We start from the raw sequence: 11,879 nt of genomic DNA on the forward strand, positions 1-11,879 counted from the left end.
GTCAGATTATTTTTTCCAAGGCGCTCTCGCAACGCAGGCAGCGCTGGACTTGGTCGTCTTTGCTGAAGTAGCTGCATTGGTCACAGTAGTAGGTATCGCATTTCGCGCAGTCATATACAGCATGCACTTCTTCCTCTGTCCTGCCGCTGATCGCACCGACGGTGGCGCCGCAGTAACCGCAGCTTGCCCGCACTCCCTCAGTTCCCGGCATTATTCTCTCCTTCATAATATTTCCCCTGCCTCATCTTCCCTATTCACATCTTCATAACCCATCCGGCAGCAACACGGAAACCCCCATCACGTCCACCGGCAGGCAGGGTCGCACCGAGTAGCTGCCCAGATCACGGGCCGCCTCGCGCACCCGGCGATGATCGGCGAGCAGGGCATTGGCCCGCTCCAGGGCCAAGGCCTCCAACCTGGTTTGATTGTCCCGTAGAAACTCGAGTGCGACGTTGATCTCCCGGCTGGCCAGCTCAGGGCTTAAATTGGCGGTGGGGGTGACATTGAGCAGGGAGGCGACTTCGGCAGCCTCGATCCATTGCGGATTGCTCCTGCCGCGCACGGCAATGGCCGCCGTCTCCTCGGCCATCAGGGTGCGGGTCTCCCCTTTACGGCTGTAAGTGAGCTGGTGCCGAAAGCGGAGCAGATAAATGGTCGTAACGATCTTGACATCGCAGGTGACCGTGGCGGCGGCCCTGGCGGCCAAGGGTCGTTCGTCAGCAAGCGCTCCTTCCAGCAGGGTATCGGCCAGCATGGCAACCAAGGGGTGGCTGCGATGGACGAACTGGGCGGCGGGCAACGGCGGATACTGAAAATCAATGGCCAGGGGTTTATCGATATGCGCCTCCTGGGCCAACCGTTCCCTGATGGCTTGCGGCAGATGCTGGGGCAGGATGCGAAAGCCCGTCTTTCGATAGGGTTCGAGCGGGGCGTTCAAGCGGGCGCAGGCGTTTTTCACAAAGCGGGCCACATCCTCCTGGCTGCCAAGGACTGCGCGCTGCCGTCGCCACTCCGGCAAGACATCTTCCGGCTTCAGCCGACGCTGGGCAAAGACGGTGCGGTTGGCCTTGGCCTTTTCCATGGCGTCCTGCCACATGGTCTCCACCGGCTCCATGATCTTGGCCGGTTCAACAAAATCGAGCAAACTCAGCTGCGGACTCTGGCGCTGCTGGCGCTTCATCAATGAAGCCTTGATCAGGGCCTGGTTGATGCGTTGTTCATCTTCGGGCATGGGGACCAGGACCCCCAGTTCCAGGCGGATGGCCTCGGCTTTTCTGAGAATGACATTCAGGATGAAGCCGTCCACCGGGTTGTCCTGGCCGTAGAGCATGGCGCAGCGCACCTCCCGCGCCTTCTGGCCGAAACGGTCCACCCGGCCTTCCCGCTGCTCGTGGCGGGTGGGGTTCCAGGCCAGATCATAGTGCACCACGGCATTAAAGTGCTGCTGGAGATTAATGCCCTCGGAGAGGCAATCGGTGGCCACCAGGATGGGGTGCTCGTTCTCGCCCAGTTCGGCGATGCGGTGATCCCGCTGCTCCGGGGTGTATTCACCGGTGATGGCATCGAGCGCGGCCTCGCGGAAGTGGTGGCGCAGGTGGTTGGCCACATAATGGGCCGTGGCGATATAACGGCAGAAGACCACAGGCCGGAAGCCAGCGGCAATCAGGGGTTCCAGGTGGCGGATCAGGGCGGCGAGTTTCGGATCATCTCGGCTGCCCGAAAGTGCTGTTGCCTGATCAATCAAGACCTGGAGGCGAGTGGCATCGTCCAGGGCGGCGGCTGGTTCAAGGTCACTACCGGAGAGGTCGTCGCCATGCCCATCGTGCAACCGTTCGTCATCAGCCAGAGCCTCCATCTCCTCCATGGTGCCGGTAAGCCGGGTGGATAGAGCCTTGACCGCCGCCTGGGGCGAAGATGACACGCAGCGGAGCAAGGCAAGGGTCGCGTACCAGATGAGGCGCGCCGCCTGGCCGCTTTGTCTTTCGGTGCGGTTGGCGAGATCGAGACAATAGTCCTGAACATCATCAAAAAATCTGCCCCAGCGGCCAGTCAAGGTATAGGTGACCTCAGCGGTCAGACGACGGGGAAAGATATTTGCGTCCTGCCACTCCTCGATGTCCTTGCGCCGCCGCTGGACAAAGTGACGGGCCAGTTCCTCGCGCAATGGTTTTCTGGCCTCGGGGCCAACTCCCTGCAGGGAGGAGAACTCGGGTTTGAGCAGCGACAGCAGATTATGAAAGGCGGTGTCGTCACCGGAATGGGGTGTGGCGGTGAGCATGAGCAGGTGGCGGGCCTCATCGGCTGCCAGCCTCTGCAGGAGCTCAAAGCGCAGTTGTTTACCCTGGCCGCCAGTGGCGCAGGTATGAGCTTCGTCAACAATGATGAACTCCGGGGCGATAGCGAGAAAATGCTCCCGATGCCGTTCGCTTTTGATGTAATCGAGGCTGACCACGACAAAGGGGTGATGATCGAACAGGGAGATGCCGTGAGGTAGGCTTTTCTCCAGACGGGCAACGCTGGCCGAGGTCAATGCCACGGCCTTGAGATGGAAATGGGTCTGCAATTCCTGCTGCCACTGTTCCACCAGGTGCGGGGGGCAGAGCACGGCGAGACGAGCGATCTCGCCCCGGTCAAGCAGTTCGCGGACAATCAAGCCCGCCTCAATGGTCTTGCCGATGCCGACATCATCGGCGATGAGGAGCCGCACCGTGGGCAGGCGCAGGGCCATTAAAAGCGGCACCAGCTGGTAGGCGCGGGGCTCGACGGCAATGTTGCCAAACGACCGGAACGGCCCGGCACCGGCACGCAGTTTAAGCTGCAGGGCGTCGCGCAGAAGAATGGCGGCGTCATGGGCGCCGGGCCGGGCTGGATCGGGCCAGGGAAAGGTGGCGGGCTCTGGAGGGGTGAGTTCAAGTTCCGGCAGCAGGGTAACCATGTCTTCGTCGGATCCGCCTAAGGGGCGCAGACGCAGGACATTGGCGTCCGACCGGGGCTGAACCACCCATTCCCGGCCACGGGCACGGATGAGCGCGCCGGGGGCAAAATCAAAGGCAAGGCTGTTCATGGTATTTCCTTTTTCATACTCCCCTGTTCATTGCAGCGTTTGCCCAATTCATCAAGACGGCGGCATGTCCGACCGAGGCTGTCGGCATTGCGGGCAGCCCTGACGACAGACCATGAATCCGAGACGAAACCGGCCAAAGTCTGATTATACATAAAACCTACCTTGGCGGTAGAACCACGCTCAGGAAGAATCCCTGCCTTTATCACCCGTTTGCCGTAGCGACGAACCAGGTCAAGCAGCGTCTTTTTGGGATCAGCAAGCAATTCCGGTCGCTCCGGCAGCTTGTCAAGAGGAGCCCCGCAAAATTCGGCAAACCCTTCCCTGTCGGCAAGCAGCCAGGCTTCAATCTCCCGCACGGCCACCCGGAACAACATGCCGGACGGCATGATCTGCTCGCCGCGCCAATTGGCGAGCAGCGTTGGTGGGCAATCAATACGATCCAGATCCGTCAGCAACAGCACGGGAATAGCCTTCGCCGTTCTGACCAGTTCAGGCAACTTTTTCCTGAGATAGCTGTTGCCTCTGCGGCCAAGCCGTACCGCGACACACAGCCCCTGATTGGTTTCCGCAACAAGCCGATCAGCCACTGCTTCGCTCAAGGCATCCTCGGTGGCGATATAGATTCCGGTCATCCCCACAAGCCCAACTGCACGGCTTTTTTCGGACGTGTTTGAGGCAACACCACATCCGCGACCGACAACCCTGCGTCAAGACCTTGTTGCTCCGCCTCGGAAACCCGGCGGACCTGGGTCCCCTCGTGGCTCGGTTCCAGCACCACAACCCCACGGGCGTCAATCCCCGGGTTATCAAGCATGGCCTGGCTATGCGTACTGATGATGATCTGACGGCGTTGTTTGGATGCCCGCTGGATGGTTTGGATCAAAAGCGGTATCTGTTCAACGACGGCCTGATGCAGCGACAGTTCCGGTTCCTCGATGAGCAGCAGGGAATTGCCTTCCAGCAGAGACCACAGGATGCCAAGCAGCCGTAAGGTGCCGTCGGAGAATTGATCTTCCCGTTGCCAACCGGCATTGGGGCGGTGATGTTCATAAAGGGCCTCAAGATGGGGTCTGCCTGTTACGGCATCCGGCTTGAAGCGTAATTCCTTGAATTGCGGCACAGCGGCGGACAGCGCTTTACTGATCTTTTCCAGACGTTTGTCGCGGGTTTTTTCCGGGCACTTGGCTATCCGTTCCAAAAAACCCTGCCCAAAGGGGTCATCTTCAAGCCGATTTCCCCCGATCTTGTCGTCGAATTTAAGCAACTGAGGAATCAGGTGGAGGTAAGTAACGCCGCTGAAGTAATCGGCAATCTCTCGAAAGAGACCATTCGCCCGCGTTTGCTCCAAATGTGTTTCGGTGAGTAACTGCCCGTCTTTTTTGTCCTCGGGGTCAGGACGGGATAGAATGCGCTCATTACCATGCCATACCTCTTCAATGGAAACCAATAACCGATGGGCTCCGGTACCTTCAGGCCTGAACCCGAGCACGTACCGCCACAAGAGCGATGGCTCATCCACCCGATCAGAAAAATGCACTTCAATTCTCACCTCGGGATCGCGTCGGGCATGCAGGCAACGCAGTTTGGAAATTTTCCCCCGATCTTTCACTGCCTTCTGCAGGCCGCCACCCTCCGGCTTGCAGATATCGCGCAGAAAACGAAATACATCGAGCAGATTCGATTTGCCGGAAGCGTTCGGGCCAATGATATAGGAATTGTTGGCGAAACGGGCTTCCGCTTCCCGAAAATTGCGCCAGTTTTTCAACTTCAGACAGGTAATGTACATTTGCCGTCTCCATCAATTGGGGTGTCTCTCGTTAAATATCACGACTGACTTTAACATATTTTCCCTTCATCATCCGCCAGTTATTCGCCTTGTCCGAAAATATCGGGATATTCGGCAAACAGGGCGGGCCACGTCTCGGCGCCTGGAGGGAAATGGAGGACGCGCCAGCCACGGTCCAGTGCATAGGCGAGCAAGGCAGGGTCCGGCTCATGCAAAAAAATCAGGGCACGAACGGCCTTATACTGGGCGTCCGCCACACCCTGGCCGTTGTTGAGCTGAACATGCAAGTCGTCCGGTCGCCGCAACCGCAGATCATCCAGGGCCGCGAGCCAGGAAGCAAGCTCGTCGTTGGGCGTAGTTGGGGCAGGTTCAGGTTTTGACCCCGCGGGTCTGACGCTGGCATTGGCCAGGGCGACCAGCAGTTTCAGGGCCTCCGGTTCCTGCCGGTTGATTTTTTCATGGTCCGGCTGATTGAAATAGGAAAGCAGGCACTGGTAGCAACCCGCCTCGCAGATGCGGCCGCCGTCAGGGCGTTCTTCCGCGTCCGGCAGGATGTCGATGGAAAAGCCTCCATCCGGTACATTAAAATGCATGAGCCGGAGAGCGTTCTTCGCCACTTCGGCAAGCTGCCTTGTTTCCCCGGCCAAACGGGTCAAGACCCCGGCGCCCCCCTCGGCTGCCTCATAAAAAAGAATTGCCCTGCGGTTATCCGCATCGGGCAGGGCCTCGGCCATCATTTCCGATTCCTCTATCTGGAAGCTCTGCTCGATGCCACGTTTCAGCGCAGCCTGCAGGGTGGCCATGGCATTGGCATCAAGTGGCCGGGATGGGGTCAGGATGAGAATATTCCGATGGTCTTCCACAAAAGGCACAATGCGCTGGGGCGAAACCTTGTTCAACATGGTGTCTTCCAGGCCTTCCCCGCTCTGTTCCTCTTCCGGGTTTTCCTGTTTACTCCATACTCCGGAGATCGGGTTGATATAAAAGCCGAGCTGATTTTTGTCGCGGCGCCGGCGCCAGCCCCGGTTAATACGCCAGATACGGGCGGCTGGCGCATAGGTAAGAGTGGCGATTTGCTCATCACCCAGCAGTACCGTGGCCTCGGTCTTCTGGATCAAGCCGTCCGGGCCAGGGAGAAAGCGATAGGCGGTCTGCAACTCAAAGCCCTGGCGCTGGCGTTCTTCGTCATTGACGGAAATGCGTTCCACCGGAATTGTCTCCACGGTCTCAATGCGGTAGAGACTGTTTATCCTGCCCTGATCGGTGAGCGGCGTGCCGCAGTTATCGCAGACATTATTGAGAGGATCAGGGGAACTCTCCTCACCCATGTGGCCATGGCCGCAATGAGCGCAGATGCGGGCGGAAACCGTGGCCAGGGTGGTGTCGGCGGTCACATGGTCGGCGGCGCTGACATTAAGTTTGGCGCGAATGACCCGGTAGGTCCGGCCTTCGTGGTAGATGAGGCTGCGGGGACCGAACTCGGACAAAGCCAGGAAGCGTGGACGGCTGACCATGTTGCCTTCGTCCTCCTTGCCGGAACTTGAGCCACCCCGGCCGGGGATCCAGGCCATGAGCGGCAGGCGCGGGAAGTTGTAACCGGGGAGAAATCCCTGGCTGGCAAGATAGCGGTAAGTGTAAAAATCAGAATTCTGGGTATTGCCGGACTTCAGCAGCATAGCATATTGCCGTGCTGCATCGCCATAGCGGCGTCGGGCGTTTTCACGCTCGCCATGCTTGACCGCGTGGCTCTTGACCACAGCGTCGGCCAGGTCCATCTGTTTGCGGGTGGCATCAAAGAGATTACGCCAGCGGTCCAGAGCGCGATTGAAGGTGTCAGCCGCCTGGGAAATGACCTGCTCGACATAGCGTTCATTGAACCAGGGAGCTGCTTCAGGGCTTAATTCGTTTTCGACTTCGGCGATAACCTGCCGGGCATGGGCAAGCCCCCTAGTCTGCACCGCGGGATCGGCGAAACAGGCGCGCAGTTCGTCCCTGATGGGTTTTTCGTCCTTTTCCAGATCGAGCAGCGGGGCAATGCTGGTGTCGAGCTGATGTTCCACATTGGCAAGCCACACTGCGTGCAGATGGCTTTCCACGAGATCACGGTTGGCAAGGTCAAGAGTAGGCGGTTTGACCACGCCATGCACCATATGGGGGGCATGGCGGAAGAACCACTGGTCGTGCGGGCTCTGCGCCGCACAGTAGGTGATCACCAGGGCTGGTTGCCCGGACCGACCGGCGCGGCCGCTGCGCTGGGCATAATTGGCCGGTGTCGGTGGGACGTTGCGGAGATAGACGGTATTCAGGGCGGAGATATCCACCCCAAGTTCCATGGTCGGGGAACAGAACAGGACCGGCAGGCGCTGGAGCGGGGCATCATGGCCGGGGTCGGCAGCCCACTCCTCTCTGTCCTGTCGGGTGTAGCGGAAACGGGTTTCAAGAAAAATCCGTTTGCCGGCCTCCACCTGGGCGGTATGTTCATGGGCCTCGAATTCGAAAAGCGGATGATTCGGCAGGGCCAGCACCTTGGCAACGGCAAGATACAGCTGCCGGAAGAAGGCATTGGACCGATTTTCATCCCCGGGAGGGAGTTCACTCACCAGCCGCCACAAGAGAGCCGATGATTTCAACCTCCAGCCGATGAGGTCCTGCCCGACACTGGCCGACTGCATATATCCGTACCGTTGAGCTGCTGACAGAAAGTCAATGAGAATTGTGGCGAATTCCTGCCCCTTCCAGCCGTTCACCTGTCCGGCAAATTCTGTTTTTCCCCAGAACGACGCCTGTTTGAGCAGTCGCACCAGGCGGGAACGCGGCCCGCCGCTGACCAGGTCTTCCCGAACTTTGCCACGGAATTCCGGCCGCTTACCGAATATGAGATATTTTGAAGTGGACAAGCGTTCGTCCTGGGCAAACGACCAACGTTCATTTAAATAACTGTAGGCGCTGTTCCGGGCCTTATCCTGATCATTGGGATCGAGATAGCGGGACTCCAGACAGAGGTTGCGGCGCAGTTCGGCGAATACAAAGCGGGCAAGCGCCTGACGGGCATCCGGCTGCAGGCGTTGCAGCACGGAATGGCTTTTGGCAAACAGGGATTCATTGGCGCAGAAATCCTCAAGCCCCTGGTAGTCGATATGCAAAAGTTTGAGCTGATCAAGATTAGGGTTATTGTATCGCCACCCCTTGCGCAGGTCTCGAACCAGCCGGTAGCCCAGGATATAGCGCAGGGCCCGCTGGGCCTCCTGCCGGGCAAGACCAACCAGTTGCGGGCTCTTGAGGTACTCTGCCAGTACTCCTTCTTCGTCACGGTCAAAGCCGAGTGCCTTGAATACCGCATCAGAAAGATTCTCTTCGGTAAGCTCACCGCTGTTTTGTTGCAGGGCGCCCACCAGCCCTGCGCGCAGAGTCAACAGAAAGACAAAATCGTTGAAATGCCCGGCCTGCAGTGCCGCATCCTGGCGGTTATCGGTGAAGCCCAGAAGCTTGCGGGGATCAGGAAGATCGGGCGGTAAATCCTGGGCCGCGAAGAGCTGTCGCAAGGCGCTCAAGGTGAGCATGGTGGTAGCCGAGGATCTACCCTCGCCGGAAAGGCTCGACAACCGGTTGACATCCCGGCCATAGGATTCATGCACGTATCCGCAGTTGAGACAAAAACGGAACTTGCCGGGGATAAACCAGAATCTATTCCCCTGCCCTTCATCTCCCCCGGCATCGACCCTTACCTCACAGGGAACCGCAGCCCTGTAATTGGGTTTAACCTTGGGTGAGGCGCCTGTGATATCCAGCCAATGCTCCGGAAGGTCTTCAAAAATGCCCCGGTATTGCTGGCCATCGCGATAAGGGGCGAGAAAGCCGAAGCCTTTGGCATCATCATCGCTGGCAATGTCATCGATTTCCCGGGAAGAATAGCGGCATGAGGCTCCATCCTGCCGCCAGACAGGATGGTACTCCTGGCCGCACTCACGGCAGAAATGGGCTGCGAAGAGCAGAATATGCTCTTGCTGGCGGCCAGGGGCAAAGCGTTGAGCATCCAGTGTCACAGGGCGAAGACCTTCGGGCTCCAAGGTCGTATATACTTTGCCGGGACCGCTGATAAACTGGTGCAGCTTGAAGGCGAAAGGGGGATGCCCCTGGGGGGATCGCAGATCAAGGGCGGCGACGAGAAAATTCTGCAATGCCTGTCGGGCTTCGTCTTTCTCAATGCCGGCCTGGTCAGCCAACCGTTGTGACGCTTCCGAAACGGTCAGCGGCTTGGCGCGATTGGGCCTTGAGAGGTCCGACATGTCGATTCCCAGATTCAGTTCCACCCAGACCGCCAGGGGATCGTGCCGAAAAGACTCAAAATCCGCCCAGTCAAATGAACCGCCCCGTATTCTGTCTGCAAGAATGGGTTTGATGCTAACAATATCAAGGCTTGGGTCCGTCACGCGTTCGAGAGTCTCGCCGATGACATCATGGGAGGTGATTGTGGTGCCGAAAAGCTTGCTGGCCACCTCCGCCACGGTTTTCTGCTGGTCTTCCCCGGTTCCGGTGCTCGACATGGTTGCCGAGGTGCCTATGCAGATAAGTTTCCGCGCATCCAGACGTTGGCGGAGACGGCGCACCAGCATGGCAACATCAGCCCCCTGCCTTCCTCGATAGGTGTGCAGCTCATCCAGTACCAGGAATTCAAGCCCGCGGCAATGTTCAACCACTTGGCGATCAATCGCTTCATAGCGGGTCAGGATAAGCTCCAGCATCATGAAGTTGGTCAGTAGGATGTCCGGTGGGTTTTCGGCAATCTGCTGGCGAATCGTCTGTCTTTCTTGGCCGGTGTAACGTGCGACGGTAAATGGTTTGTTCTCCTCCGCATAGCCATGGAGAAATTTGTTCAGTTCCTCCAGCTGACTGTTGGCCAAGGCGTTCATGGGATAGATGACAATGGCGCGGGTACGGCGAGCGGCATCATCTTTTCTGGCCTTGAGGATACGATCAATAATCGGAATGAAAAAGGCCAGTGATTTACCGGAGCCGGTGCCGGTTGTGACAACATAGCTCTTTTCGTCTTGCGCCTTGGCAATTGCTTCAAGCTGATGCGTATACAGGTTGAGGGGGCTCGGGTGATCTTCCGATTTACCGATCTGGAAAATCCCTGCACAGGCTGGATGAAGCAGGCCTTGCTCAACAAGGGTCTGGACTGATTCCTTACGCTGATAATTGGGGTTGATTTGAATTAACGGCTCCGGCCAATAGCGGCCGGCGTTGTATTGTTTTTCAACTTCTTCAAACAAATCCTGAGCCGCAATGCGCGTGAAACTGCGCGAAAAGGTGCTGTATTCTTCAATCAGCCTATCTCGAAACTTGAAAACATTTTGCATTGCCTCACCGTATTCAACACTAAAAAAAATTCAGAAGATTGCCCAAGGGATCATTCGTTTCTGGCCTGTCCCGTATATGATTTCCGCAAGTTTTTTCGCCTTCAGCCGCAGCTGCGGCACCGCCGGTCCGTCCTGCTGCTCGTTCAGCCAGTGTCTGATGTCAATCACCCACATACATGGCTCCAAAACCAAAGTCAGTTGCAGGATACCTCATTTAAATATCCTGATTCAAAATCTGTTTCCCCTTTTCCGTCAGCCGGTATTTTTGCTTACTGCTTGTTGGTTTATCCGGAATGGTCATTTCGATTAATCCGGCATCAAGCAAAGGCCTGAGTACCTGATTCCTGAACTTGGTGCGGTCAGAGCGCCCTTCAATTTCCATCAAGTCGCCAATCGCCCGTTCTTCCAGGCAGTTATGGAGTATTTGGAACTGGTGCCGACTTAGTGCCAACTTGGTGCCGACTTCCGGGGTGATCTTCCCGCCGACAGCCTCAAAAGCCTTCCCCGGTTTCCGGCGAATCACGGAGACGAAGCCGTCAGTCAGCTTAAATTCCGGTTCCGCCAGACCTGCCTCGCGGCAGCGCTCGATCATGTCATGGATGCCGGTGCCCATTCGTTCGATATATCTGGTCAGGTAGAGGGGCTCAGCAATCAAAGGAACCGGGATAGGAGCCGTGCGGTTCGCGCAGGGTCTGGAGAGTCAGGGCAGAGGTGAGTGTGCCCGGATTCCATACCTCAAGCCGGTCCGCAAACAACATCACCTGCACGCTGGCGGTGCTGGTGTAATCGCGGTGGGCGATGGCATTGACAATCGCCTCGGAGATCACTTCCGGCGGAATTTCATATCCGTCAGCCAACATTTCTGCTGTGGTAAATTATCCCACTACCTTCCAATGGCCGCCTTTGGCCGGCCCGATACGAATGAGACGGCCTTGCTCCTTGAGCTTTTTAATGTTTTCTTCCACTTTGCGGCTGGAAATGCCCACGATTGCAGCCAGTGCTCTAGCTGATATACGGGGATCTTTGATAATCTCCCGGACTATCGCTTCTTGATTCAAAGTCAGTTTTTCTCCGACCCTTTCTCCGACCTTTTCTCCGATGGGCAATTTTTCCTGGGTAGTCCTATCCAAAGCTGTCGGTTTGCTCTGGTGGTCCTCTTCACCCGTCAGCTCCGTCGAAAACGATGGTCGATTAAAGGAAACGATAAAGAGGCGGCCAACTTCTCGAAAAACGACATCGGGTGCGTTTTTAATGATCAACGGCATGCCGCGTCCCCATGCCTCTACCATTTCAATCCGACGAAACAAATCAGCAATCAGTGGATTACGACGTTGAGAAATATTTCCCTTACGCAGATCGTCCATTGTTATGGAATTCTGGGTTCGATGTGGGCAGCTATTGACTGGGAGAGGTCCCGCAGGGTTTTTTCGTTCGCCTCCAGCCCCACGGCCTTGCCGTCATTGCTCATACCGAACCACAGTTCACCGGCGCCATGTTTATTCAGAATGGCAGCGATTGAAACAAGGCCGGCCTTGAGCTGAGAAAGGCTTTTCTTAAATTCAACTGTTTCATTTTCTTGCATGTGTTATACCCAGTTACCAGGAGCCTTCATCGCTATTATTGGTTATTCCTGTTGATAGGGCCAGTGGTTCCTTTTTGAGTTTATTAT

The 11,879-nt window shown here is 57.1% G+C and carries 9 protein-coding genes; all 9 read right to left on the reverse strand.

The features are described from left to right. Nucleotide 1: 1 nt before the first annotated feature. Entirely contained in the window at nucleotides 2-211 is a 210-nt protein-coding gene (locus BM485_16190; protein OKY73990.1) for a hypothetical protein, read from the reverse strand. Between the two features lie 51 nt (nucleotides 212-262). Then, on the reverse strand, nucleotides 263-3,064 hold the full coding sequence (locus tag BM485_16195) for a helicase SNF2 (protein OKY73991.1): 2,802 nt from the start codon (nucleotides 3,062-3,064) through the stop codon (nucleotides 263-265). Next, nucleotides 3,061-3,696 carry a hypothetical protein gene (locus BM485_16200; protein ID OKY73992.1) on the reverse strand — a complete coding sequence of 212 codons (636 nt, stop codon included), beginning with the start codon at nucleotides 3,694-3,696 and terminating at the stop codon, nucleotides 3,061-3,063. Before BM485_16200 ends, BM485_16195 begins: the two co-directional genes overlap by 4 nt. Further along, on the reverse strand, nucleotides 3,693-4,850 hold the full coding sequence (locus BM485_16205; GenBank protein OKY73993.1) for a chromosome segregation protein SMC: 1,158 nt from the start codon (nucleotides 4,848-4,850) through the stop codon (nucleotides 3,693-3,695). Before BM485_16205 ends, BM485_16200 begins: the two co-directional genes overlap by 4 nt. A gap of 80 nt (nucleotides 4,851-4,930) precedes the next feature. Further along, nucleotides 4,931-10,210 carry a DEAD/DEAH box helicase gene (locus BM485_16210; protein ID OKY73994.1) on the reverse strand — a complete coding sequence of 1,760 codons (5,280 nt, stop codon included), beginning with the start codon at nucleotides 10,208-10,210 and terminating at the stop codon, nucleotides 4,931-4,933. Between the two features lie 214 nt (nucleotides 10,211-10,424). Next, nucleotides 10,425-10,865 (reverse strand): hypothetical protein, encoded by a 441-nt coding sequence (locus BM485_16215; protein OKY73995.1) that lies wholly within the window; start codon nucleotides 10,863-10,865, stop codon nucleotides 10,425-10,427. Beyond that, nucleotides 10,855-11,070, reverse strand: a complete 216-nt coding sequence (locus tag BM485_16220; protein ID OKY73996.1) for a hypothetical protein — start codon at nucleotides 11,068-11,070, stop codon at nucleotides 10,855-10,857. The genes BM485_16215 and BM485_16220 overlap by 11 nt, the downstream gene beginning before the upstream one ends. A gap of 15 nt (nucleotides 11,071-11,085) precedes the next feature. After that, a complete protein-coding gene (locus BM485_16225) occupies nucleotides 11,086-11,574 on the reverse strand; it encodes a hypothetical protein (protein OKY73997.1) in 489 nt (162 codons plus the stop codon). 2 nt (nucleotides 11,575-11,576) lie between these two features. Continuing rightward, complete coding sequence (locus BM485_16230) at nucleotides 11,577-11,792, reverse strand: hypothetical protein (protein ID OKY73998.1); 216 nt, start codon at nucleotides 11,790-11,792, stop codon at nucleotides 11,577-11,579. Nucleotides 11,793-11,879: the final 87 nt, after the last annotated feature.

This window comes from Desulfobulbaceae bacterium DB1, from assembly GCA_001914235.1.
GTDB lineage: Bacteria > Desulfobacterota > Desulfobulbia > Desulfobulbales > SURF-16 > DB1.